At 62.0% G+C, this 24,050-nt stretch carries 19 protein-coding genes and 2 pseudogenes; 7 read left to right on the top strand and 14 right to left on the bottom strand.

Features of this window, described 5'->3' with window-relative positions; genetic code table 11:
* Positions 1-16: 16 nt before the first annotated feature.
* The 3 genes from trbB to AC0QUY_RS31785 are packed head-to-tail and all read right to left on the bottom strand — an operon-like array spanning position 17 to position 3,585.
* A complete protein-coding gene (gene trbB / locus AC0QUY_RS31795) occupies positions 17-1,000 on the bottom strand; it encodes a P-type conjugative transfer ATPase TrbB (RefSeq protein WP_161855389.1) in 984 nt (327 codons plus the stop codon).
* Positions 993-1,547, bottom strand: a complete 555-nt coding sequence (locus AC0QUY_RS31790; protein WP_161855390.1) for a CopG family transcriptional regulator — start codon at positions 1,545-1,547, stop codon at positions 993-995. The genes trbB and AC0QUY_RS31790 overlap by 8 nt, the downstream gene beginning before the upstream one ends.
* A gap of 10 nt (positions 1,548-1,557) precedes the next feature.
* On the bottom strand, positions 1,558-3,585 hold the full coding sequence (locus AC0QUY_RS31785; RefSeq protein ID WP_161855391.1) for a conjugal transfer protein TraG: 2,028 nt from the start codon (positions 3,583-3,585) through the stop codon (positions 1,558-1,560).
* 524 nt (positions 3,586-4,109) lie between these two features.
* Here AC0QUY_RS31785 and AC0QUY_RS31780 point away from each other — a divergent pair.
* The 5 genes and pseudogenes from AC0QUY_RS31780 to AC0QUY_RS31760 all read left to right on the top strand — a co-directional run.
* Positions 4,110-4,808 (top strand): hypothetical protein, encoded by a 699-nt coding sequence (locus AC0QUY_RS31780; protein ID WP_475390136.1) that lies wholly within the window; start codon positions 4,110-4,112, stop codon positions 4,806-4,808.
* Positions 4,809-4,861: 53 nt separating this feature from the next.
* The gene (locus AC0QUY_RS31775; RefSeq protein WP_246738288.1) at positions 4,862-5,395 is read left to right on the top strand and encodes an RES family NAD+ phosphorylase; all 534 of its coding nucleotides are present in this window, start codon (positions 4,862-4,864) and stop codon (positions 5,393-5,395) included.
* A 253-nt stretch (positions 5,396-5,648) separates the two neighbouring features.
* Positions 5,649-6,143, top strand: coding sequence for a hypothetical protein (locus tag AC0QUY_RS31770; protein WP_161855393.1), 495 nt, complete (start codon positions 5,649-5,651; stop codon positions 6,141-6,143).
* A 140-nt stretch (positions 6,144-6,283) separates the two neighbouring features.
* A complete protein-coding gene (locus AC0QUY_RS31765) occupies positions 6,284-6,421 on the top strand; it encodes a hypothetical protein (protein WP_371419320.1) in 138 nt (45 codons plus the stop codon).
* A pseudogene (locus AC0QUY_RS31760) lies at positions 6,388-7,008 on the top strand (phospholipase effector Tle1 domain-containing protein); the annotation flags it as partial. The gene AC0QUY_RS31765 and the pseudogene AC0QUY_RS31760, both read left to right, overlap by 34 nt.
* 96 nt (positions 7,009-7,104) lie before the next feature.
* Here the strand turns inward: AC0QUY_RS31760 and rlxS are convergent.
* From rlxS to AC0QUY_RS31725, 7 genes and pseudogenes are all read right to left on the bottom strand, one after another.
* Complete coding sequence (gene rlxS / locus AC0QUY_RS31755; protein WP_161855394.1) at positions 7,105-9,069, bottom strand: relaxase/mobilization nuclease RlxS; 1,965 nt, start codon at positions 9,067-9,069, stop codon at positions 7,105-7,107.
* 637 nt (positions 9,070-9,706) lie between these two features.
* Positions 9,707-9,941 (bottom strand): annotated as a pseudogene (locus AC0QUY_RS31750) (ABC transporter substrate-binding protein); the annotation flags it as partial.
* A gap of 62 nt (positions 9,942-10,003) precedes the next feature.
* Complete coding sequence (locus AC0QUY_RS31745; RefSeq protein ID WP_202639112.1) at positions 10,004-10,540, bottom strand: S26 family signal peptidase; 537 nt, start codon at positions 10,538-10,540, stop codon at positions 10,004-10,006.
* The gene (locus AC0QUY_RS31740) at positions 10,530-10,748 is read right to left on the bottom strand and encodes a helix-turn-helix domain-containing protein (RefSeq protein ID WP_161855395.1); all 219 of its coding nucleotides are present in this window, start codon (positions 10,746-10,748) and stop codon (positions 10,530-10,532) included. Before AC0QUY_RS31740 ends, AC0QUY_RS31745 begins: the two co-directional genes overlap by 11 nt.
* 152 nt (positions 10,749-10,900) lie before the next feature.
* Complete coding sequence (locus AC0QUY_RS31735) at positions 10,901-11,722, bottom strand: DUF2285 domain-containing protein (RefSeq protein WP_161855396.1); 822 nt, start codon at positions 11,720-11,722, stop codon at positions 10,901-10,903.
* A gap of 1,029 nt (positions 11,723-12,751) precedes the next feature.
* The gene (locus tag AC0QUY_RS31730; RefSeq protein WP_474416955.1) at positions 12,752-12,895 is read right to left on the bottom strand and encodes a hypothetical protein; all 144 of its coding nucleotides are present in this window, start codon (positions 12,893-12,895) and stop codon (positions 12,752-12,754) included.
* A gap of 435 nt (positions 12,896-13,330) precedes the next feature.
* Positions 13,331-13,654, bottom strand: a complete 324-nt coding sequence (locus AC0QUY_RS31725) for a DUF736 domain-containing protein (RefSeq protein ID WP_161855397.1) — start codon at positions 13,652-13,654, stop codon at positions 13,331-13,333.
* On the opposite strand from AC0QUY_RS31725, the gene AC0QUY_RS31720 reads away from it, so the two are divergent.
* Positions 13,653-13,778 carry a hypothetical protein gene (locus AC0QUY_RS31720; RefSeq protein WP_256380285.1) on the top strand — a complete coding sequence of 42 codons (126 nt, stop codon included), beginning with the start codon at positions 13,653-13,655 and terminating at the stop codon, positions 13,776-13,778. The genes AC0QUY_RS31725 and AC0QUY_RS31720 overlap by 2 nt on opposite strands.
* A gap of 426 nt (positions 13,779-14,204) precedes the next feature.
* Positions 14,205-14,378 carry a hypothetical protein gene (locus AC0QUY_RS31715; RefSeq protein ID WP_161855398.1) on the top strand — a complete coding sequence of 58 codons (174 nt, stop codon included), beginning with the start codon at positions 14,205-14,207 and terminating at the stop codon, positions 14,376-14,378.
* A 55-nt stretch (positions 14,379-14,433) separates the two neighbouring features.
* Here AC0QUY_RS31715 and AC0QUY_RS31710 read toward each other — a convergent pair whose 3' ends face one another.
* From AC0QUY_RS31710 to AC0QUY_RS31695, 4 genes are all read right to left on the bottom strand, one after another.
* Positions 14,434-15,366, bottom strand: a complete 933-nt coding sequence (locus AC0QUY_RS31710) for a DUF2493 domain-containing protein (protein WP_161856769.1) — start codon at positions 15,364-15,366, stop codon at positions 14,434-14,436.
* 372 nt (positions 15,367-15,738) lie between these two features.
* Complete coding sequence (locus tag AC0QUY_RS31705) at positions 15,739-16,782, bottom strand: DUF7146 domain-containing protein (RefSeq protein WP_161855399.1); 1,044 nt, start codon at positions 16,780-16,782, stop codon at positions 15,739-15,741.
* Complete coding sequence (locus AC0QUY_RS31700; RefSeq protein ID WP_161855400.1) at positions 16,782-21,071, bottom strand: strawberry notch-like NTP hydrolase domain-containing protein; 4,290 nt, start codon at positions 21,069-21,071, stop codon at positions 16,782-16,784. Before AC0QUY_RS31700 ends, AC0QUY_RS31705 begins: the two co-directional genes overlap by 1 nt.
* A gap of 226 nt (positions 21,072-21,297) precedes the next feature.
* Positions 21,298-23,400, bottom strand: a complete 2,103-nt coding sequence (locus AC0QUY_RS31695; protein ID WP_161855401.1) for a ParB/RepB/Spo0J family partition protein — start codon at positions 23,398-23,400, stop codon at positions 21,298-21,300.
* Positions 23,401-24,050 lie beyond the last annotated feature (650 nt).

Below are 24,050 nucleotides of genomic sequence, written 5' to 3'. Positions count from 1 at the left end.
TCTCTCCGGATCCTGATCAGAGATGATTGACGAGGTTCGGCAGTCCGGGCGGTATCTCCAGGACGTAGTCGCCTGAAAGATCGAGGCCTTTGACCTCAACGGTTGTCTCGATACGGCGACCGGGGCCTCGGCCCTTGATGAAGACGACGAGGTCGATCGCTTCCGCGACCAGGCGGCGTGGAACGGTCGTTACCGCTTCCTGGACCAGTTGCTCGATTCGATAGAGCGCCGCGCGCGCGGAGTTCGCGTGTACGGTTGCGATCCCACCGGGGTGGCCGGTGTTCCAGGCTTTCAGCATGTCGAGGGCTTCCACTCCCCGGACCTCGCCCACGACGATCCGGTCGGGGCGCAGCCGCAGGGTGGAGCGCACCAGATCGGCGAGCGTTGCGACGCCAGGCTTGGTTCTCAGCGCGACCGCGTCCTTGGCGTCGCATCGAAGTTCGCGGGTGTCCTCGATGATGACAACGCGCTGGTCGAGGCCCGCGACCTCGGCCAGCAGCGCATTGGCAAGCGTGGTCTTGCCCGAGCCGGTCCCGCCAGCGACCAGGATGTTTCGCCCGTCCGCAACCGCCTCGCTGAGGATCCTGGCCATCGCAGGCGAAGCGATCTGCGCCTTGACATAGTCCGACAGATGGAACGTGGTGGTGGCGGGCTTGCGAATGGCAAAACAGGCCGCAAGTGCCACCGGTGGCAACAGCCCCTCGAACCGCTCGCCGGTTTCGGGCAGTTCAGCTGAGACGATCGGAAACGACCCGCTGGCCTCGGCGCGGACGTGACTCGCAACAAGACGGATGATCCGCTCGGCTTCGTGAGGTGTCAGCACTACGCCGGTATCGGCCCGCCCAGAGCCGTGGCGATCGAGCCATAGCCGGCCGTCTGGATTGACCAGAACTTCAACAACATCTGGTTCATCGAGCGCCAAAGCGATTGCCGGCCCCATGGCGGTCCGCAGCATGTTACGGCGACGCTCGCGGGTCTCGGGCGAGAGGAGATCAGACATCGCCGATCCCCCCTCGTCCTTCCGGAGAATGCTCCGGCGGCTCACCCGTTGCCTTAACGGCACGGGAATCGGCTTCGGTTACGGCTGCGGCCTGGCCCAGCGGCGCACCCTCCTCCAGATTCCGCAAAAACAAATCAGGATTGGAGCTGTTGACCCGTTCCATCACGTCGGCCACGAGCCGGCCCCCCGCAGCGACACGTTTGCCGATCTGGGCGACGAACATCTCGAAGCGTTCGCGTCCCAATGCCCGCGCGGCGTCCTGGTCGCCCGACGGCAATGGCGGCGTGATGGTGAGGTAGTAGCGGACAAAGAGCGCAATGGTTTCAGCCGTGATCGAGAGATCGCGCTCGACCTGACCAAACTGCCGGCTCATGCGGTCGAGACGCCGCACCAGGGCTGCATCGCCGTTCTGATCGCGCTCCGGATTAAGAAAACGATCGAGTGCAGCATCGACGATTGCTGACTTGTTGGTTCCTGGTCGGCTCGCCGCCAGCGTGAGGCGTTCGGCAACATGGTCGGAGAGATAGACGGATAGTTTCGGTTTCATGGTTGATCCATCAAAAGGCTGGAAGTAGATCGTCGTCGTCGCGCGTCACCGCATGGGCGCGGCGAACCGTTGCTGACTGGCTGGCGGCCCGCTGCATCTGGCTGCGATCGGAGGCCGCGTCGGAATCGTCTTCAAAGAGGCGTTCCTCTCCTGGAGATGCGTCTCCGACGCCGCGCGCGGGCTCATCGAACGTTGGAAGTTGCGGCTTGAGCCCACCCTCTTCCTCGGAGTCTTGCATCAGATCGCGGAACGGAAGCGCTGCCAGCTTGAGATCGACCTGCCTGAGCTGGTCTTGCCAATCATGGGCTCTCGCGGGTGGGCGATCAGCGTATGGGCCACTATCAAGCCGTGGCGCCGGGAGCAGTCGCCAGGTGAAGTTTGCGTCCTCATAGTGCCGCAGCTTTTTGGCGCGGACAGGTGCGAGGCCGGACACGAGAACGATTGCCTCCTCCTGGGGGAGCTGCATTACCTCGCCCGGTGTCAGTAGCGGGCGCGCCGTCTCCTGCCGATTGACCATAACGTGCCCAAGCCAAGGCGCGAGCCGATGGCCAGCATAGTTGCGTTGCGCACGCAATTCCGTGGCGGTGCCGAGTGCATCTGAGATGCGCTTGGCCGTACGCTCATCATTGGCGGCGAACGCAATCCGCACGTGGCAATTGTCGAGAATGGCGTTGTTCTCACCATAGGCCTTGACGATCTGGTTGAGCGACTGCGCGATAAGGTAGGCACGGATGCCGTAGCCCGCCATGAACGCCAGCGCACTCTCGAAGAAATCCAGCCGTCCCAGCGCTGGAAACTCGTCGAGCATCATCAGGAGCTGTCGCTGCCTCGGCGCCCCGTCATTCGTGTTCAGCGTTTCGGTAAGGCGGCGACCGATCTGATTGAGGATCAGCCTGATCAATGGCTTGGTGCGGCTGATATCCGACGGCGGCACCACGAGATAGAGCGTGACTGGCCTCTCGGCGGCAACGAGGTCGGCGATCCGCCAGTCACAAGCCTCGGTATTGCGGCCAATGGTCGGATCCCGGTAGAGCCCGAGAAAACTCACCGCGGTCGACAGCACGCCGGAGCGTTCATTCTCGGACTTGTTGAGCAGTTCGCGCGCGGTCGCCGCGACTACGGGATGAACTTTCGGTGCGTCCGCCGTGCCAAGATGGTTGGTCGCCATCATGATCCGCAACGTCTTCTCGAACGATTGGGCGGGATCGGCGAGGATTTCGGTGACGCGGGTGAGCGTCTTGCTCTCCTCGGCATAAAGAACGTGAAGGATCACCCCGACGAGCAAGGCGTGGCTGGTCTTTTCCCAATGGGTGCGACGTTCAAGGGCGCCTTCCGGATCGACCAGAATATCGGCGATGTTCTGAACGTCCCGGACTTCGGCAGCACCCTTGCGCACCTCAAGCAACGGATTGTACCGGGCACTGTGTGTGTCGGTCGGGTCGAACAACAAGCAATGCGAGAAACGCGACCGCCAGCCGGCTGTCAGGTTCCAGTTCTCGCCCTTGATGTCATGAACTACGGCCGACGAGGTCCAGGAGAGCAAGGTCGGTAGCACCAGCCCCACGCCCTTGCCCGAGCGCGTCGGCGCAAAGCACATCACATGTTCTGGCCCGTCATGGCGGAGGTAGTCGCCGTCGATGCGGCCGAGGAAAACGCCCTTGGCCTGGAACAGTCCGGCGCCAGCGATTTCCTTGTGTGTCGCCCAACGCGCCGAGCCGTAGGTCGTGACCAGTTGATTTTGCCGGGCGCGCCAGACCGAATTGACGACCGCAAACAGCGCGCCTGCAATTCCTCCACCGGCAGACATAGCGCCGGCGCGCTCGAAGATCTCGGGCGCGTACGCTTCGTAGGCGTACCACCACTCGAACAGCCGCCATGGCAGATAGACCGGATAGCCCGACAGCATGAACCAGGGCGAGCCAAGACCGCCCTGATAGCCGAGCGCGCTGGCCGTCCACTGCGTCGCCCCCCACGTCGAGGCAACAACGAGACCGAAGACAACGGTGATCTGTCCCACGTAGATTTTTGCCGGAAACATTCTCTGCCCCATTCACAGCGCGACGTGAACGGCGTGATGAAAAGGACGAGAACGATGCGCATTCAATCGAAATAAAAATCGTGCCGCGCAACGAAAGCCGCGGTGATCAAATTCGCCGAGAGGAGAACAGCCGGGGTCCGATTTCGGCGTAGATGAGCTAACGCCTCAATAGAATGTGAGCGGTTTGATGATTTTGGATCTCTTGGCGGGGCCGGTACGAAGCAGGACAAATCAGCGCGCGTATCAGTCTCGGGCTCTCCGCGATTCGGCACATGACGAGATCAAGCGGTCGCTTGTCTTGGAGTCTCCACAGGTGCGGATGGTCCTGATCCCTCGCTTCAAGGCGCGAAGTTATACTATTCCCGCGAAACTAGTATAACTCGGCAGGCCTGACGCCTCTCCGCCTCCCCAAGCCTGCGGGATCTGCAAATCTTCATCCAGGACAGTAGTTGACAGGCGGTATTACAATACTAGACAAAGGTTGTCTAGGTTGACAAAGTTGTCTGGTATCCCCACACTGTCGGATGGAGGTCATGATGGCACACAAGGTCCAATCCAGGCCGGCCACCCCTGCGGCCAAAAAGCCAGTCGAGCCAACCGGCACGATGACGATGCTCATGCTGTCAGGCGCTGTGCTGAAGGGCGTTCAGCTTCCTGCCGGAGCTGAGGTCGCAATCGTATCGCAAAAGCCTTCAACGGTAAAAAAAATCCGGGATCGATTTAAGGGCAACTTGCGCACCGTTTGGAAGATCAAAGCAGCTGCAATTTCCGCGACTTCCAGCAAGTGGGACACTGCAATCAATCGGGCAGCGTACGAGCCGGATGCCCGATCGCTCGCAATCCTCGAGGGTGTCCGTATTGCGCAGGAAGATTTGCGCGAAGCCGGCGGCGCCTACGATCTCGATCAGGTCAGAACCCTGATGCATGGCGTATCGCGTCAGGCGATCGACAAGCGCGTGCAGGAAGGCAGCCTGCTCGCGGTCCCTGGCCCGAGCAACCGGCGCAGCTATCCTACCTTGCAATTCAATTCGGATGGGACAGTGGTTGAAGGTCTTAAAGCGGTCAGCGAGGCGCTCCCGACCCGCAATCCCTGGACGATTCTCAACTTCCTTGCGCAACCCGACGATCGATTGTCGGGGCGAAAGCCGATCGATGTCCTCAAGGAAGGCAAGATCAACCTGGTCGTCGAAGCTGCCCAGCGTATCGGCCAGCAGGGAGCGTGAGCGCGCCGCCACCGCCGCCGGATCTGGATTCACGCAAGCCGGAATTGCTCCGGGTGCCGGCCGGCACGATCATCCACCGGTTCTACACGAGCGAATATGAGCCGGTTTTCTTCGATCCCGGTCTGTCCGGCCGGCTGAATGCGCCCGACGGCAGCTACGGCGTGCTCTATTGCGCCAAGGAGCCTTCCGGTGCATTTGCCGAGACGTTTCTGCGTACACCGGGCCGGAGATTGATTGATGCTGACCTTCTCCGTCGCAAGGCTTATGCCCGCTTACAAGTTCGATCAAAGCTCAGCCTGATCAGGCTTGCTGGTCCCGGCCTTGCAATTCTCGGTGCAACAGCCGAGGTCGTTCATGGCGGCCTCCCCTATGCTGTTCCGCAGGTCTGGTCAAAAGCCCTGTTCAACCATCCAATTGCTGCGGATGGTATCGCCTATCATGCGCGACATGACGACGAGGCGCTCTGCTACGCAATATTCGACCGCGCGGGCGCAACCATTACCGAAGTTGGGCGTGAAAATGACCTAGATCAGGACTGGTTCTGGCAGCTTGCGCTAAAATACCGCGTCGGAATGGCGCCCCCCTAACGGATACTTGGCCTCCATTCGGCAACCCTCCCCGGCAAAACCAATTCCGCCAGGAAGCCCCGTTGCCACGGCGCCGATTAGCTCCCCGCCAACACTCCCGGCTGCGCCTTGGGTTCAAATCGCAGTCCCCGAGTTAATCCACAGGACTGGAATCGCGTGCGCTGCAAAATGATATCCAAACAACCTTTAAGTGTGTCATGATACGCCTATTGCATGTTCGGCTCGAGCCGAAGTTTTTTTTCGGGGGCATGTTTTGCAAACGATCATCATTCTATTTGTGCTGACGCTCGCGTTGACGCTGATACTGAAGCTTTTCGTCACACCAAAGTATGGCACTGACGTCGCAAGCCGCTTTCTCGAGCACCTGAAATACATTCCTTCGCAAACAGAGCTCCTGAGTTCGACCACGCTAGGCCGTTGGCTGGCCAACAAGGCAAACAGCGAAGCAATCCGCGGCTATGTTTATCCGGTGCTGTTTCCACTCGACGTTCTCTTCCTGCTCAGTCTCGGCCTCCTGTTAGGCTACGCATCGGGAGCTCTTGGAAGCCGACTGGAATTCCTGTCGAATGTTCCAGCGTGGATCTGGTGGGTGTTTCCGTTTCTCTACATGGCCTCGGACTTGGCCGAAGACACGGCGATCGCGGCCATATTCAAAACCAACATTCCGCTGAAACAGACGGTTCCTACAACGTGTTGCGTGCACTCACCGCGGTCAAGATCGTTGCGATCGCCCAGGCCGGCTTTCTAGCTGCGCTCAACGCACTGCTGTTCTTCTTTCCAGCGCCAAAACCCTTATGACCCACTAAGCGGAGAGTCGCCGCTGCCAGGAATTTGCACTTACTGAACGATTTTTTAGTCGATTGAAGAGGAATTGGCGAGGAGGATCTCATGGGGAAGAGGATTGTTCTGCTTTCCGACGGTACGGGCAATGCGGCCGGCAAGGTTTGGCGTACCAATGTCTGGCGCACTTTTCAATCGCTTGATCTGAAGACATCCGACCAGATCGCGATTTACGACGAGGCGTAGGCACCTCCTCGTTCAAGCCGCGGGCTCTTCTGGGCGGCGTTTTTGGCTGGGGCCTCAAGCGTAACGTGCTGAACCTCTATAAATTCCTCTGCCGGAACTATCGGGACGGCGACAAGATCTACGCCTTCGGCTTCAGCCGCGGTGCCTTCACCATCCGCATTGTGATCGGCCTCGTGTTGAACCAGGGGCTCGTCAAATTCGCCAATGAGGCCGAACTCGACAAGAAGCGTGCCGCCTATCGCGCCTACCGCCACGACAAATATCCGGGCTGGAATCTCCAGTACCCGTTTCGGCTAGCTCAATTCCTGCTCGACAAGCGGTTCTACAAACCCTGCGAGCGCACGGTTGATTCCATCGAATTCGTCGGCGTGTGGGACACGGTTGCCGCATACGGCTTGCCGGTCGACGAAATGACCCGCGGCGTGAACGACTGGCTCTGGCCGCTCGAGCTGCCCAATACGGAATTCAACAAGAAGATCGTCAAGGCGCGACACGCGCTCGCCATCGACGACGAACGCGCCACCTTCCATCCAGTGCTGTGGGATGAGGACCAGACCAACACCGAGCCGAGCGGTGCCGCTCGGGTCACCAGCGGCGAGCAACTGCTGCAGGTCTGGTTCACCGGCGTGCATTCCAATGTCGGAAAGCCCGCGCCAGGGCGAACGCCCGGGCAGCGTTCCCCATTATCGACCCATCCCACGCTTGATCCCGATCGTCCAGGATATCCCCTCGCCGCCCACAGCGCCGGTGACGACCTGGCCCTTGGCACGCTCGAGCACCGGGCGCCATGGCACCAGACTGAAGTCATGCGCACGCTCGATCAGGGCGAAGCGGCCGCTGTTCAGCGTCAGCGTTCGCCGATAAGTTCCAGTCAAGCGATCGCCTGACTTGATCTCGGAGTATCCAAGGCCAGTCTCGCGGGCTATCCGTGCAGCAGTCTCCGCAAGCTCACGACTTTCCAGGGCTTGCAACAGGTTGCGTGCATAGACGACACGACTGCCCTGCTCGCGCGCGAACCCTTGATCAAGCAGCCACTGGCGCCGCGCTTGGAGGGCGACGCCAACCTCTGACCCTAGCCCCGTCGAAGCGAGCGTCTCGGGTACCTTGCCGACCAATTGCCGGTCAAGCCAGGTGGCTCCGACGGCATTGGGCAGCCCCTCAAGTTCCTGCCAGGACAGGACCGTCATCCGCGCCGGCCGCAGCGACCGGTTTGTTTCCTCGAAACGCATCGCGCGATCGAGATGATCGGGCCCGACCTTCCAGCTGCCGTCCGGCAACCGGTCGGCTAGGCCCTGCCGCCGCATCGCCTCAAGTCGGCGAACATGGGTCTGAGCAAATTCAACGGACACCCTCGGGTCGGCGTCGCGATGCCGGTCGATGCTGTAGATGCCACGATGGCGGGATGCGATCTCCGCGATGGTGCGGTCAGCGGGCCGCGGGGCAACATCGCGGGCGCGCAGCTCGACAATCGTGTTGCGGACCAGCGCCTCGTCATCGACATGTCGAACCCCGAGATCGACGTAGTGGGTCCGGCCGTCAATGCCGTCGACGATCGCGTAGCGTCGTTCGCCCAACTCGTCCGAGAACCCTTCCGCGACCAGACGCCCCACGACGCGGACGCCTCGTTGCGGATCGAAGATCGCATGATCGCCAGCGGCGCGATCGAGGCCCGCAGCCTTGAGCTCGCGGTGCATGGTCTTGATGATGTCCCCGCGTTCGCCCATTCGACGCAGGGTCGGTTCGATGTCCCTTGCGACACGCCACCGTCCCGGAGCTGCCTCATCCGCCAGACCCAGGCGTTCCAGCGTCCTGAGCCGCCCGATCCGCAAGGCGTGCTGTCTGGGATCACGTTCCGGTTTGGTGGAGAGGGTAAAGACACCCGCGCTCAAATCCCGCAGGAGAGCGCGATCGAGCCGAGTAAAGTGCTCGGCGCCGACCTCCCGCTCAAGCTTGCGCCACTGATCGAGTTCGCTTTCCGGCCCCAGTTCCCGGGTGATCAGTTCGCTCGCCCGCGTTCGCATGCCGTGTGCGATATAGTCTCGGGCGATCACGAGATCCTGTCCACGGTCGTCCTTGCCACGCACCACAATGTGGCTGTGCGGGTAACCGGTGTTGAAGTGGTCGGCCGCGACCCAGTCGAGCTTCGTGCCGAGGTCCGATTCCATCTGCTGCATCAAGTCGCGCACAAACGGCTTGAGGTCGGCAAGCTCATTGCTGTCTTCCGGAGCGACGATAAACCGGAACTGGTGGCGGTCCTGCGCTCCCCGCTCTGCGAATGCCTTGCCGTCGGCTCGATCGCTGCTGGCGTCATACAACTCGCCAGGATCGCCTTCACGGGTGACGCCGTCTCGTTGGACGTAGCGCAGATGCGCTCTGACGGCGCCGTTGTCGCCCGCCTTGATGCGGACAATGCGCGCCTTGATGACCACGCGTCGCGCACCTGCCCGACGTTGGCTCGCCGACACCGTTCCCTGGGCATGACCGCGGCCGATCCGCGAGCCAGTAAAAGCCGAGCTTTGGTGCTGCCGCCCCGCGCCAGCTTTTGCGACGATCCTGCGCACGCGTTTGACGTAGCCGACGGCCTTCCGGCCGCGGGGGTCACCGATCCGCCCGAGCCGGACCCTGAATTCATCGTCGCCGTCCGACATCGCCGCACTCCGCCCTTCGCGTCGGAGCATGTGCGTGCTCTCCCGCCTTGTCGCAAGACGCAGACGTGTTTCGCCAATCGCGCCAAGGCGCTGTCGCCTCTTTGGCGACAATGCCGTTTCGGCTGGCGACAACTCTTGGATGTGCAGACAATGTACTTAGGCGCGCTTTAGCGCCAGTGCTTTTATCTTGCCCTCCTCGCCCTGCTCAGCCGCTGGTTCCGAGGGCCAACTTCCAGCCAACAGACTCTGGGTACTCGCGGCGATTCGCGACAAAATGCAATACGGGTCATTGTGGTGCATCATCCAATAGCGCCGAACACGTCGGATGGTGGCCGATTCATTGCGAAGAGCCGCCGCGACTTTGGCAGTTGACTTGCGAAGCCCCCCGCTGTTTGCGAGCGAAGCAAGCGCTTGCGATAGCGATCGTTACCCGGAGGGCCGAGACACCCGTAGGGTGGCTCGGTGAGGAGCGAAGCGACGAGTAGAGCGCGGGCCGAAGGCATCGCCAGTATGCCATCAGCACGTCAATATCGCCCTCCTCTGCGAACTCTTGCCTTGTCCAGCAATGATGTGACCACCGCGCGTTGAGCAAAATCGGCAGTCCACAGGCCGCCGATTGAACTCGAAGTATGACGACTTAACCAGGACCCGCATCCCCCAGTATCGGCCCGAACACCTCCCAGCGCTCGCCGTTGAACTTCATCATTTGAAGCTCCTTGCGGACGCGGTAGTCGGTTGGCGAAGTGTTGATGGCGATCCCGTGTAGCGTGAGGTCGCCCGGGACATCCTTGAGCGAGGTCGCCTGTTTCATGACATTTTTCGCGCGTAAGGTCGTCACCGCATCGCTCGAGCACCTGGACCAGAAGCTGCGCGATTTTCCGCTTCTCGAGCGGAGAGTTTTGCGTAAACTACCCCTCGTCGTCGATCACGAAGCCTATTGATCCGGATTCCAGGTCCATATCGGCCGGGCGACGCCCAGAATGTCGCATCTCAATACCGGCCCGAAATACCTGGAATCGAACGAATGAGGGTGCGGCTGCAGCAGGAAGAATTCGCCATCGATCAACCGGATGCAGCCATCCCACGACGGCAGCGGCCGCCCTTCCCGGTCCTTCTCCAGCACTTCGGCGACGACCCTGCCGTTCACAGAGAGAGTGCCTGCACTCTCCCTGGAGCGGCAGACTTCATCGCCCCCGACCGCCGTGACTTGTTTCACCAGCGGCACTTTAGCCGGCAGAATTCCACGCGCGGCCATTAAGGCCTCAAGCAGCGGCGGAGGCCTGATGACCGCGACTTCTTCACGACTGGGCAGGCGGTTCTCCAGGTAATAGAAGCCGAGCGGCGCACTGCCTGAGGCATTGTAGACGATCAGCGGTGCATGAACATATAAGCCAACGAGCATTGCAATATTGGCCGCCGACATCGCCGCCAGCACAGCGATGCGTAAACGCAGATGCCGATCAATCTGCATCGGATGTCGACCTCCGCAGACTGGCCTTCGAATAATCGACGAGATCTTCGATGTGATAGCGGACATAGCGTCCATGCTTGCGGTAGACCGGGCCTCGGCCCTGCACCCGCATTTTCTCGAGCGTGTTCTTGGTGAGCCGCAGCCAGGCTGCGGCCTCCACGGTGTTCAGGAATGGTGGGTCCTGATCTTTCCTTGCCTCTTCTGGCATGTCGATCGTTCCTGTCCGGCATCTCGTCAAAGTGCGAGTGCAAGAGCAAGCGTCGTCCGATTACCGCCTCAGCGGCAGTGGTGAAGAGAGGGAAAAGCGAAATCGCCACCCCTATATGGATCGAGGAGGTCAACGATCAAAGGAGCGACCGGCTAGAGCAATAAATCCCGGTAGCCGCCCTTCATCAACTCGGTCCCCTTGGCGACCAGCCGCCGCGTACGGTCCTTGAGGAACTGGCTCGGTCCTTGCCATTCCTCGGCCACGCGTTTCTCGCCATAGATGGTGATTGCGATCTGCCGGTAGGTCTTGCCGGCCAGGCTTTCATCAAGCGCGATCAGCGCATGATGCAGCCGTTCGTCGACCGCTAATGCCGATCGACCGCCTGGGATCGGCGCCTGCTCGGCAAAGCGGTGGAGACGCTTCAGCAATTCGGTTTGAGCCCCCAAATCGAGCAGGCCGCCGATTTCGAATACCGGCGCAAACGGCAGAGACAACGCCGCGAGGCCACGAATTTCGACGGGCACATGGCTTCCCGGGCCCTTCATCAGGACCAGCGGAACGTTATCGACGCCGATGGCAGCGACCCGGTCGACCCTGAAATCCGACAACGCAAGCAGCGCAGCGCTCTTGTGTTGTTCGGTGCGCTCGGCGGGAAGCTCCGCGCGAAGCCGAATAACCCGCTGCAACGCATCGAGATGCCAGAACGCAGGCGCGCGACGAGCCGGAAACGAGGGATCAGCAAACGCATACAATCCCCACCGCTCGGCACGGGGATAGCGCCGCCGTAACCGCAACAGCCGGGTGCCGTCCTTCAAAGTGACATGCGACAGGCGTCGGGGAACAGAGGCTTGCCAGTCAGCCCGGTAATCCGGATTGCGGCGCAGAAATTCCCAGGCCCAGTCGCTGGGATCGAACGCCGCCGGACCATCGGGGCTGGCGGTGGAACTTGAGGAAGCGGCGGCGGCGTATTTCACGAGAAATGCCCCAACGAATCTCCGACGAGGCGCTATCGTAAAGGCAAAAAATGGCGCGCGACGCCATTTTTGTTTTATTCAGTCCGATTTGTGATCCAAGCGCGCCGCTGTCGCCCTCCTGACCGCCTGATCTCAGCTTTCCAGCTCGGTCCGCAGGGCTTCACGGATCGAGGCGAAAAGGGTTCAGGCCATAGCGGCCTAACGCCGTATTGATCGGCGGCGGCAATCAGCCCGACCACCCGATCGTGCTCAGCAGGAGCGCCGCTAGGCGATAGATTCCCCCGACAGACAGATCCACCCCATCTGGTCGGGAGGCCGCTCGAGATGCGCAATCTTCGGTGACCGAGGAGGCCCGATTTGTCGCCAGCACATCAAGGGCACGAACCGCAATTGCCTGTAACTGCCGGCCTATTATCGGACGGCCCCCAAGCCATGGAGCAACTGTCTCGCGCTTATTTCAAACCGCACGAAATCGAACGCTACGGCGTTCGGCGCCGATGACGAAGCTCCATATCGGCAACAGAGTGGATGACCGCAAGCAACCGCGAAGCCGGCATTCATCTATCGTATCGACGCATCATCAAGCGTCGCGGCCAGCAAATCGCAATGGCCGTTTACCTTCTTCGAAACCTGCAGTATCGAATCTGTAATTGTGGTGTACGCTTCAATCATGCAGGTCGGCGCTCGACTTGCATTGAACCAACCTGAGATCACGGAGGGCAACATGGCCAAGAAAGCGAAGAAGGCAGCCGCAAAGAAGAAGACCGCGAAGAAAAAGACCGCAAAGAAGAAGTAGGTTCTTCCCTACGCACGAGCTGTTCTGAGACACATCAAGGCGCGCGCGGTCCTGTCACCGGGAGACTGAAATTGCCGCGACTTGATGTGGTTCAAAAGCCAGACCACGCGAAGCCGGATCTCGAGGCCCACGCGCTGAAAGTTCCGGCTTTCTTCTTTGATCAGGTCATACGCGGGCTTGAACCAGTCACAACAACGGCCGCGGGCCCAGGAGAGCAACTTTATTCCCGCTCCCTATCCAGCGAGCATTGTCGGCACCAGCTGGGCCAAAAGGATTGCCGTCGAGGCAAGCGTAGAAAGGCTCACAATCAGCAGGCTCAGGCAATTGCGGTCAATTGCCGCCTGCGGATTGGTGAAAAGGCGGAACGAGCTTCGCATTGGCCCTCCGTATCGTTCAGCGCACAGGTGTCCCAATGGGTATAGAACGAGTCGCGCCGCCGCGATCGGCGCAAACTTGACCAGCTGCCCTTGACTCTTGTGCGACTCAGAGACTCGCGGATTCGGCTTCGAATCAAGCCGACGGCGAGCACGTCAACGACGTAAACAATCGTTTAACAAACCCTAGCCTACCGAGATTTTGCACGTGTCGATGCGTGAAACTCGGCACCGAATGCCCTCTCCGCAACGCCGGCGTTGTGCGGCACCGATCTTCCGTTACCAGGCGGCCGCACACGAGACTCCCTTGCCATCTCCAAGGCATGCCATCGACGGCCGGTCGTTACGGCAGTTCACCGAGCGGCGCTGCGTGCGGATCATCGAGATAACGAAAAGCCCCGTCCGGCGGACCGGACGGGGCTCCCCGGGGAAGGCGCCTCAGTCGTTGCTCTTGCGCGCCCGCGACCAGATCAACGTGAAGCCGTCTCCTTCTTCGTCGTTGAAGAGGTTCGCGTAGATCGGCGCGTTGAACGACGGGTCGTCGAGCTTGAGCGAGAGGTAGTCGCGCCCCTCCTCGGAGCGCTTGGACCAGCCGGCTCCGATTTCCGCCCGCCCCACATAGATGCGGTGGCTCGGAGCGTTCTGGTTGGACGAACGGTTGTCTTCAGCGACGATGCGAACGCCCTTCGCCTTCAGGCTGAGGGTGGCAATTTCGCCCTGGAAATCATTGTCGACCTTCTTGAATGAACCGATGGTAGCCATGTCACTTCTCCTGTTGTGGTTCGAGCCCGCGACCACCGCGGCCTCGATGGCGATCTACAGGCCGAAGACGATCGACGACGCACCCGCCAGCGGGCCGAAGCACAGCGGAGGACACCGGGGTTGAGACTTTCTTGTCTCGCGAGGAATGGGCTGCAGCCCAGGGGAAGAACGTCGCAGCGGCGGTGTTGCGGCTCAGGCGATCGAGACGCAGTCGATCTTCGGCCAGATCAAGCCATCAAGAAGGTCCGGTGCGCTCGCGCGCTGAACCGTACCTAACGGAGAAGACGTGGTGGATGGCGTCGTGGCAGAAAAGAAGGTTAGCAGGGTCCGCAAGGGAAGCAACGATGTGCGGCATCGGCGGCGTCGCTGAAACAGAACCAGCCGTTTCAACCAGAGGGTTTTCCGGCTACCGGCTCTTGAGGGGGTCGGCCCGCAAACACGTGCGGACTGGGCGAGTAATTCGAGGAGCGCAGGCCCCCCTTGCGCAAGCTCGACGAGCCTTCGTTCAATGCGCCACCGCGGACGTACCTGTTCGGCGACGAAGACGGGGATGGATTATCCGTTCTGCGCGGATGCCATGACAACGAATTGGGGGCATATCCCGACGGCGATGGTGATAGCCCCGTTGCACAGATATAACGGCCCCGTCTTTCGTCACCACCACGGCGCCAATTTCTTAGAAGTGACGCATCGCGATATGCCGTATACGGTCGATCGAAATTGATCGAGCTCGGCGAGAAGTTTCGCTGCGAGTTGCACGTCGATGAGCAAAGCGGCGCTCAAGCGCCGCCAAACTCCCAGACGGGTATGCCGAGCTTTCTCGCCTTGTCGCGCAAATTGTGCTGGATGCCGTTGCCGGGGAACGCCATCACGCCGATCGGCAGTTCGTCAAGAATGGCGTCATTGCGCTTGAAGGGCGCTGCCTTGCCATGCCTGGTCCAGTCCGGCTTGAATGCGATCTGCGGGACCTTGCGGTTGCCTGCCCATTTGGCGGCGATCAGCTCGGCTCCCTTGGGCGAACCTCCGAGCAGCAGCACCATGTCCGGATGCCTCGCGTGAACCTTGTCGAGACGGTCCCAGATCAGGGAGACGTCGTTGAAATCCAGTCCGCCTGTCAGGGCGATTTTGGGCCCTGGCGGCATCATCGTTTCGGTTTCTCGGCGGCGCCTGGCGGCGAGAAAATCGCGGCTGTCGATGACTGCGGACGTAAGCGTGCGATAATTGACCAGTGACCCGGAACGGGGACGCCAGGGCGAACCGGTGTGCATTTCAAAGTGCTCGGTAGCGAGATCGCGGAACAGCTCCATGGCATTCCGGCGTTCGATCAGGGTGATGCCTTCGGCCGTGAGACGCTCCAGTTCGACCGATCTTACTTCCGAGCCATTCTGCTCGCGCTGGCTCTTCTGCTGCGACTGTTCGTTGTCATCGAGCTCCCGCTCGATGCGGCCGGTCGCGCGGTGGAACAGATTGACGGTCGACCAGAGCAGATCCTCCAGGTCGGGCTCGAGCCTTGTATCCCTCAGCGTTGCGACGAAGGCATCGAAAATATCGGCGACGGCAGCGGTGATGGCCTTGCCTTCGGGGAGCGGCCTCGGGTCGGGTTCATCCTGGAAGGGACGGTGGCCATAGAGCTGAAGCTCGTTGAGGACATGGTCGGTCGGAGATAAGTCGTGCGGCCGTTCGCAGTCGGTATCGTCGTGGTCGGTCGTCATGGTGAGTGGTCCTTTCGCCGGATCGGCCGCGCCCATCGCGGCCTTCGTGGCGATCACCTGACGGCGGGCGGACCGGACCAGAACCCGGAGCGTCTCGTCCCGCCGAAGCCCGAAAAGGGCGTGGCGGAAGCGCAGGGCCGGAGCGGAGCGGAGGATGGCGCAGGTTGCGGCTATTTTGTTTCGCGATGCAAAGGCCCGCAGGGCCGGCGGAAAATAGCCGTGACCGTAGCCATTGCCGGGGCGGACCGCCTGCCGTCCGATCGCCCTCTAGAAGGCCATGGGCGCAACTCTGTCCGGCCAAGGCTGACCGCACCAGGACAGACGATGGTGATACCAGATTCAAGCCGCCTGCCCTATCCCGCGCCTGTGGTCTCAAGGAAGGAAGCGTGCAACGTCATGTGGCGTGAGCTGTGTACATACCGCTGCCCGAAGTTCCTTAAGGCCCAACGCGCGCAAGTCTTCATTGAAGTCGCCAAGACTGGGCGACAGGACAATGCCGTCAATGCCGGCTTCGTCGGCGCGCAACGTCAAGGCCGCCGCCGCGCCCATGCCGGCTGCATCCGCATCGCAGGCAATGTAGAGGCGTCGCAGCGTCGGCGGGAACAGCAGCGCCGCGAGGTGGCTGGCCGAGAGTGCCGCCGCCATCGGCATGGTCCGCAGCACGCAACGAAGCGAGAGCATGGTCTCCAGGCCCTCTCCCGCAACGAGTACGTCATTCGCCACGCCAAAGCGAACGGCATTGCCAAGCAAATCACCCATTGCCCGTCGGGGCGTATCGATCGGCGCCTTGCCAAGGCGGTTCGGACCAAAGCCCTCGGGATCGAGCCAGGTGCGGTGCACCCCGGTGATCATGCCGTCGATATCGGTGACGCAGGCGATCATCGCCGGCCAGATCTCCGGAGGTAGTTCGTCGTCAGAGCTGTGGTAAAAGCAACGCGGCTGATGACGCAGACTGTCGCCATGGTGCACGTCCTCAATTCCACGACGCTGCAGATAGTGCTCCGTGAGAGTTCCCTCGATCGGCCGCGATACCGCAAAAAGCCGCCGTGCCGCTTCCCGCGACCCACGCGGCACCGCTGGACGAACGGGACTTGAGGCATGCTCTGAGGTCAAGCGAGGCAAATTCAGAAACCGCCTCGCTTCGTTGGCAACGTCGCGGAAATCGCGCAGCGCCAGGCGTTCCCGGATGATATCGAGCAAGTCACCGTGTTCGCCGGTCGCGGCATCGGTCCATTTGCCCGCCGGTCCCTTCGGCGACTCGTACAGCCGTACAAACAAGGAGCGGCCCGGCGTATTCCGGACATCGCCGACCAGCCAGTAGCGCCCCTGGCGCCTGCCATTGGAAAGATACTGACGACACACCGCCTCGGCCTCGCGCGCGAGACGGCGTGCCAGTTCGGAAGCCTCGCGCGGCATCACACGGCCTCCCGTTCGCCAATACGCTCGACCGGATACCGTTCGAGCACCCGGGCGAGGACGCAGACGCCACCGGCGTCGGTCGGCACGAACATACGCAGCTTCCAGGAGATGATCTCCGTGAACAGTCCATAGGCCCGCAAACGGTCCCGCATGGTCTCGGTGAAGCCAGATAGCTCGATACGGTGGGCGCCCATAATGCGGACCCGCCGGAGTTTCAGTCCTTCGGCAAGATCGAGAACCGTGCGGCCTTCGAGCAGCGCGGCAAATGCGTCCTCAGGCCCCATTGTCGGTCTTTCCCCGAGAAGCGTGCCGGCGCCCCAGGCCGATGAAACCTTTCGTCCAATAATCCGCTCGCCGGCATCGGTCTGAAGACGGTAGACACGCGTCGACTCGTTCGGCAGCCGCTTCCAGATCGGGAGAAGAAGTCCGGCAACGACGTGGATCGTGCTTTCCGTGAATTCCGGAACTTCGGCAAGCTCGGCCTGCCAGGCTGCGCTGAATCGATCGCGATCCGTCTCCAGCCAATGACCTTCCGCCATGGCCCGCAATGAAACATGATGGCTTTCCATCGGCCGCATCAACCGCACGCGTTGCTCGATCTCGCCATCATCGAGCATCAGGCTCGGCGCCGGCACCTGCACGGCGGCGCGGCCGGACCGTTCGTTGACCAGCAGGACGGTGCGGCGGTCTGAAAGACGGTCGAGGGCGTCCTTCAGGGTCAGCGGCCGGTTGCGCTCGCGCTGGGCAATCGTAAGCAGCCGGGTCTCCGCGCCGGTGGCGGGATGGCGGTAGATCGCACGGCGGCCCGTGACAACGAAGCTTTCTGCCCGCAGCGTTTCCAGCCCCGCGTCATAGATGCCTGAGGCGATGGCGCCTTCGACCCGCGCGGTCAGCAATTGCTCAAATGCCGTGAACAGAACGTTCTGCAGGCCGATGGTCAGTGCCAGCAGACGGTTGAGGAAAGTGGTGATCGGCGGCAGGTCATCCTTGATGCCGTTCGCGTCGACGAGCTTCAGCCCGGTAGCACCCTCGAAGGCCTCAAGGGAGCAACCCTCGACCTTGCCGCGGACCAGAAGCATGTAGAGCTGACGGAGCGCATCGCGGCCGTAACTGCTCTCAAGATTATCTTCGGGCCGAAACAGCCCCTGCCCGCCGGTCTGGCGCTGGCCGCGGGTTATGGCGCCGAGCGTATCGAGCCGGCGCGCGATGGTGGAGAGAAAGCGCTTTTCAGCTTTCACGTTGGTTGCAATGGGTCGAAACAACGGCGGCTGGGCCTGGTTGGTCCTGTTGGTGCGGCCGAGACCCTGGATCGCGGCATCGGCCTTCCAGCCGGGTTCAAGCAGATAGTGCACGCGCAGACGCCGGTTCCGGGCCGACAGTTCGGCGTGGTAGCTGCGCCCCGTACCACCGGCGTCCGAGAACACCAGAATGCGCTTGACGTCATCCATGAACGCTGCGGTCTCGACGAGGTTCGCCGAGCCGGCGCGGCTCTCGACCATAAGACGGTCACCCTTGCGAATGATCCTTCGCGAGCGTCCGGTGACTTCAGCGACGATATCGCTCCCGAAACGCTGAACGATCTGGTCGAGCGCGCCGGGTACCGGCGGAAGCGAAGCCAGTTTCTCGATCAGACGGTCGCGTCGCGCGACGGCATCCCTGCTCTCGACGGGTTGGCCGTCGCGACAGACCGGGCGGGACGAAAGATTGCCTTCGGAATCGGTAAAGGGCTCGTAGAGCTGGACCGGGAAGGAATGAGCCAGATAGTCGAGCACATATTCCCGAGGCGTGATGTCGACCTGGACGTCGTGCCACTCCTCGGTCGGTATCTCCGCGAGCCGGCGCTCCATCAGCGCTTCGCCAGTCGAGACGATCTGGATGACGGCGGCGTGACCCTGATGGAGATCCCGTTCGATCGAGCAGATCAGCGACGGCGTCTTCATCGAGGTGAGCAGATGCCCGAAGAAGCGCTGCTTGGCGGACTCGAACGCCGACCGGGCCGCGGACTTCGCCTGTGCGTTCAGTGTCCCGGTCTCGCCTGTGATGTTTGCCGCGCGCATCGCGGCGTTGAGATTGTTGTGAATGACGCTGAACGCGCCGGCATAGGCGTCGTAAATCCGGATCTGCTCGGCCGTGAGCTCGTGCTCGACCAGCTCGTACTCGACGCCATCATAGGAAAGCGAGCGCGCCGCATACAGGCCGAGCGCCTTGAGGTCGCGTGCCAGAACCTCCATCGCCGCGACGCCGCCCTGCTCGATCGCCTCGACGAACTCGGCCCGCGTCGCGAACGGGAAGTCTTCGCTTCCCCACAGGCCGAGCCGCTGGGCATAGGCGAGGTTGTGGACGGTGGTGGCGCCGGTGGCAGACACGTAGACCACGCGCGCGTTGGGCAAGGCGTGCTGGAACCGCAGCCCCGCGCGCCCCTGCTGCGAGGCGGCCTGGTCGCCGCGCTCACCCTTTCCGCCCGCGGCGTTCTGCATCGCGTGGCTCTCGTCGAAAATTATCACCCCATCGAAGTCGGGACTCAGCCACTCGACGATCTGCCGGACGCGCGAAAGCTTCTCACCGCGCTCGTCGGTCCGCAGCGTAGCGTAGGTCGTAAACAGGATGCCTTCCGACAGTGCGATCGGCGTGCCCTGGCGGAAGCGCGAAAGCGGCGTAACCAGAAGCCGCTCCATGCCGAGTGCGGACCAGTCCCGCTGCGCATCCTCGATCAGCTTGCTCTTGGAAATCCAGACCGTGCGCCGGCGTCCCTTAAGCCAGTTGTCGAGCAGAATGCCGGCAGCCTGACGGCCCTTGCCGGCGCCGGTGCCATCGCCCAGGAACCACCCGCGGCGAAAGCGGACGGCCTTTGAAGCGTCGTCTCGTGCCGCGGCCACGACGTCAAAAGTTGGATCCACAGTCCAGTAACCTGCGAGGCAGGCCGAGTGCGCTTCACCGGCGTAAATGACACTTTCGAGCTGGGCGTCCGACAACAGGCCCCCTGCGATGACGTTCGCCGGGAGATGCGGCCGATATACCGGCTTTGGTGCGACCGAGGCCATTGCCGCGGACTGGACAAGTTTGGTGGGATGGGACTGCGATCCGGAGATACGGATCGATTGCAGGACATATTCTTCGTAAAGCGCATCCGTGAGCCGGACGTCCCCCGGCGCCGTCCAGTCCACCGCATCGTAAGCAAGCTCTACCGGTTCAGAACGAGCGACCGGTGGAGCCGGAAGGCCCTTGCTGGAAAAGCCGCTGACCAGTCGTGGACGCGATGGAGATGTGCCGACCGGTGAAGCAACAGGTTCGGCGAGAGGAAGGCGTGGTGGGACATGATCGAGCACCCATGCCAACAGCGTGGCAACGTCCGGCGCCGTACCGCGAGATGGCGGAAACACGGTCCTGGCTTCGGCCGGCTGCTTATCAATGACGGTGAGCCGCGTATCGATCGTCGTGCCATGCCTGGCGAAGACGGTCCCGGCGATAGCCGCCGAGAAGACGACGCGGCCACGCTCCTGCAAGCGGCTGAAGGCAGATGTCCAGGAGGGATTGTCGGGCGCGACATTGGCGCCGGTTATCGCCACCAGGCGGCCGCCATCACGAAGCCGGGCCAGGGCCGATTCAATATGGCGGAGCGCCGCGTCCGCCATCCGCCGATCGACATTTGCCAGCGCCGAAAACGGCGGATTCGTCAGAACGACGCTCGGTGCGACGCCTCGATCGAGATAATCGTCGATCTGTGCCGCGTCAAAGCGCGTGACGGCAACGCTCGGAAACAGGACATCCAGCAGCCCCGCCCGGCCTTCGGCGAACTCATTCAAAACCAGCGAGCCGCCCGATATCTCGGCCAGTATGGCCAGCAGCCCGGTGCCGGCACAGGGCTCCAGCACGACGTCAGTATGCGTGACACCGGCGGCCCTGCAAGCGACGAAGCCAAGCGGTATCGGTGTCGAGAACTGCTGAAGCTCGACGCTTTCTTCCGAGCGGCGCGTGTGGGTGGGAAGAAGACTGGCTACCTTGGCCAACATCCGCAGCAAGGAGGCCGACGACTGCGCGCTCGCAAGCATCGAGTGGCCGTGCTTGCGCAGGAACAGAACCGTCGCGGCCTCACAGGCCTCATAGGCAGCTTTCCAATGCCAGGCGCCGGCGGCATCCGAGGCGCCGGCGGCCCGTTCCATGGCAGAGCGCAGGATACCCGTGGCATCTATCCGTCTTCCACGTTCGAGATCGGACAGGAGAAGCTGCGCCGCATGGGCGATGGTGGACGCAGCCGTGGCGGTAGCGGAGCATGAGAGGGTCATCATGGGAGGGAGGCCTCGAAGAGAGCGGGAACGGTTGAGCCGCCGGCGCTCTCTCGACCCGACCGGCTCAAACCGTTCCGGCCGCCCTCTGACTCTCATCAACCGCTGGGCCTACAGGCGATGCACGGCCGCGGCGGCCCAAAAAAGCAGAAGCCCGGCACGATGCCGGGCTTCTGTAGACGAGTGAAAACATGGACGCGGATGTGCCTCGCCGTCCCGCGCCGCCGGCTTATTCGGCGGCCACACTGTGTCGCTGAACCTTTTCAGGGCCATCGTGCTCATCTTCTGCGAGGAATTCGGGTAATGGACTCGCTTCCCCGTCTTGCCCCAACGAAGGCGCAGCGCCGGCAAGCCGCAGCGGTGCGGGCAGCCATCCCGTGCCATCGAGGAGACGCTCGGCTTCCCGCGCCATATCGGACTTTTTCAAGTGGTCGATCAGCTGCGCTGACGCCTCACCCTTTGCTTCCCTGACCGCATCCAGAATATGCGACTTGGTAATGCGACCGAGATAGTTGTCGATCGTCGGCCTCCAACCGGCCTGCACCATGTCAAGCCCGACCGCGCGGGCCAGCACGTCAGCCTGGTCGAGCCGGGAAGCGACACCATGAGCCGACACGCGACCCTGATTGTAGCGGTTCGCGGGCTCATGGAGGGCGTTGATGGCAAATGATGCGCAATGGGCAAACAACGACGATTGCGCATGGCCGTCCAATGCGGCGAGCGTATTCCAAAGGTCCTTCTCGTCGTTCGGGAGCCGCGCCTTCCAGGTTTCGTGTCTGGCATCGATAGCGCCGGCCGAGGCACTGTCCTTCAATCCTGGAGCCTGGGCGGGAAACGCCGGGGTACGAATTGAAATCTCAAGGCAACTGCCGGAAGACGCGAACCGATAGAACGTTGCAAGCGCGAAATTGTGCAGCACCGCCAGGAACGCGATTGACGGATGTTGCGCCAGCGCATCCCGTAATGCGAGCGTCCGGTGGGCCGTCAGTTCGGTAATCAACCGGTCCGGCAGCGGTTTTTCCCTTTCGTCCTCCTCTTCGGCCGGTTCGGATGCCATGCCTGCGACGGTAATGGCCGTGCGGTGCGCCGGCTCAGAACCCTTGTTCTCGTCGAAGGGGTGGCCTCCGTCGGCGACGTCGGACTCGACCACCAGCGTTTCATCTTCCGGGCGGACATAGCCGCGATCCGGGACTAGCCGGCCCTCGGAATCGATGCTGATAATGACGCCGGCACGGGCGATATCGGCCGAATCAAAGATCATCGGTTGGTCTTCAAGGCTGAGCAATAACGTCTCGATCTCGCCAAGCCGTTGGTCGACTTCGTCCGGCAGTTCGTTGGCATCCTGATACTCGGTCTCAAGCCTGTCTTGTTCGGCCTTGAGCGCATCGACCGCCGTCTGCTGATCGACGGTAAGCGCCGCCGGCGTTCCTTCAAGTTTCAGCAGGCCGCTGGCATGGCCAAATGGAAAATCGACCGCAACCGAAATCCACTTCCAGCCCTCAACGGCGATCGCATCCGCGGCAGCCTTCAGTTTTTCCGCAACCAGACGATCGAGCAGAGCAACGTCCTGCAACCAGCCGCCACCATCATCCTCGAACAAATCCCGCAGAACCGGACCTCCCGCCTGTTCATAGGCGGCGAGCCCGACAAACCGCGCGCGGCGATCGGATGCGCGGATCGCGTTCTCGGTCAGCATTCGGCGGATCTGGTACGGCTCGTCATATCCAGAACGGCTGACATTATCCCAGACCTGCTCCTGGCGCGCCTGATCGCCGTTGACCGAGAACGCCATCAGTTGCTCGAGCGTCATGCCATCCTCGGCGTAGACCTCCTGCAGTTTCGTCGAGACCGATGCCAGCCGCAGGCGCTGCTTGACGATGGCCGACGTCACAAAATGCCGCGAAGCGATCTCCTCCTCGCTCATGCCGAGATCGCGCAGTGTCAGGAATGCCCGAAATTGATCCAGCGGATGCAGGCCGATCCTCTCGTCGTTCTCCGCGATCGAATCGTCCTCGGCTATGCCACCTTCGCGAACGACGCAGGGGACCGCCTGTGTTTTCGACATCCGCTTCTGCTTCACCAGAAGCTCAAGAGCACGATAACGCCTTCCGCCCGCCGGAACTTCGAACATTCCGGTCTCGGTACCCTCGGCGTCGACGACGGCCCGGACGTTCAGGCTCTGCAGCAGGGTTCGCTGGGCGATGCTTTCAGCAAGCTGCTCGATCGAGACGCCCGCCTTCACCCGCCGCACATTGGACTGGCTCAGCACCAGCTTGTTGAAAGGAATATCTCGCGAAGGCGATAACGTGATCTTCTGGACGGTCTTTGTCATCTGAACTCTCCACGACGGGCGGCCGAGAGCCTCTCTCGACCTCAAACCCGTCGCGGCGCCCCGTACAGCCTCTCACTCTATCTCCACACCATCCACGGATGCCCGATGTGAGCTTGCCGATCTCGCGCGATAGAAGCGGTCGGCAAGGTTGGCACCGAGCCGAAAGACAGCCGGCAGCACTGGCCGCATGCGACGTGAAGCGCACTCGTGCTTACTTCGCAGGACCTTAATACGCATAGCCAGCGCGCCAGAGGTCGCGTGGCCATTGACCAATGCAGACCTCGATCTGCGTTTCACCGGGCGTGCGCCGCAGGCGCATCGCCCCCAATCGACATAGCGTGTCAGACGGAGCGCAGCGCAGTGAACCTGCGGACGCCGAGACCGGTTAACAGCGGCACCCGGCGACGGGGCAGTGATAGCGACCTGTCAAGCGCCAGCGCTTGACAGGGGCCCCTTCGACGAGTGCCCCCGGCGAGGCGTTCCTGTCTCTTGCGCGAGGGATTGTTACCCGAAGGGCCGAGACGAACCGGCTCGGTGTGCGCAGCAAATAAAGCCCGGTCCGCATCGCGGACGCCGCCAAATCGTCAAAACCGAAAACCCGTCTGTTGTGATCATCCGGACCAACCACATCGAAAAAGCCCGCGACGCCG

It is taken from the genome of Bradyrhizobium sp. WYCCWR15520 (genome assembly GCF_056174665.1).
Note: the sequence above shows the minus strand (reverse complement) of the source record. Positions and strands in the feature narration are given on the sequence as shown.

Excerpts from the sequence above, each read along its gene's own strand:
- AC0QUY_RS31720 (WP_256380285.1), top strand. The coding sequence starts at position 13,653 with ATGTCACTTCTCCTGTTGTGGTTCGAGCCCGCGACCACCGCGGCCTCG.
- AC0QUY_RS31790 (WP_161855390.1), bottom strand. The coding sequence starts at position 1,547 with ATGAAACCGAAACTATCCGTCTATCTCTCCGACCATGTTGCCGAACGC.
- AC0QUY_RS31780 (WP_475390136.1), top strand. The coding sequence starts at position 4,110 with ATGGAGGTCATGATGGCACACAAGGTCCAATCCAGGCCGGCCACCCCT.
- AC0QUY_RS31710 (WP_161856769.1), bottom strand. The coding sequence starts at position 15,366 with ATGACGACCGACCACGACGATACCGACTGCGAACGGCCGCACGACTTA.
- AC0QUY_RS31695 (WP_161855401.1), bottom strand. The coding sequence starts at position 23,400 with ATGACAAAGACCGTCCAGAAGATCACGTTATCGCCTTCGCGAGATATT.
- rlxS (WP_161855394.1), bottom strand. The coding sequence starts at position 9,069 with ATGTCGGACGGCGACGATGAATTCAGGGTCCGGCTCGGGCGGATCGGT.
- trbB (WP_161855389.1), bottom strand. The coding sequence starts at position 1,000 with ATGTCTGATCTCCTCTCGCCCGAGACCCGCGAGCGTCGCCGTAACATG.
- AC0QUY_RS31765 (WP_371419320.1), top strand. The coding sequence starts at position 6,284 with ATGGGGAAGAGGATTGTTCTGCTTTCCGACGGTACGGGCAATGCGGCC.
- AC0QUY_RS31700 (WP_161855400.1), bottom strand. The coding sequence starts at position 21,071 with ATGATGACCCTCTCATGCTCCGCTACCGCCACGGCTGCGTCCACCATC.
- AC0QUY_RS31730 (WP_474416955.1), bottom strand. The coding sequence starts at position 12,895 with ATGCGAAGCTCGTTCCGCCTTTTCACCAATCCGCAGGCGGCAATTGAC.
- AC0QUY_RS31745 (WP_202639112.1), bottom strand. The coding sequence starts at position 10,540 with ATGCAGATTGATCGGCATCTGCGTTTACGCATCGCTGTGCTGGCGGCG.
- AC0QUY_RS31725 (WP_161855397.1), bottom strand. The coding sequence starts at position 13,654 with ATGGCTACCATCGGTTCATTCAAGAAGGTCGACAATGATTTCCAGGGC.
- AC0QUY_RS31740 (WP_161855395.1), bottom strand. The coding sequence starts at position 10,748 with ATGCCAGAAGAGGCAAGGAAAGATCAGGACCCACCATTCCTGAACACC.
- AC0QUY_RS31785 (WP_161855391.1), bottom strand. The coding sequence starts at position 3,585 with ATGTTTCCGGCAAAAATCTACGTGGGACAGATCACCGTTGTCTTCGGT.
- AC0QUY_RS31715 (WP_161855398.1), top strand. The coding sequence starts at position 14,205 with ATGGATTATCCGTTCTGCGCGGATGCCATGACAACGAATTGGGGGCAT.
- AC0QUY_RS31705 (WP_161855399.1), bottom strand. The coding sequence starts at position 16,782 with ATGCCGCGCGAGGCTTCCGAACTGGCACGCCGTCTCGCGCGCGAGGCC.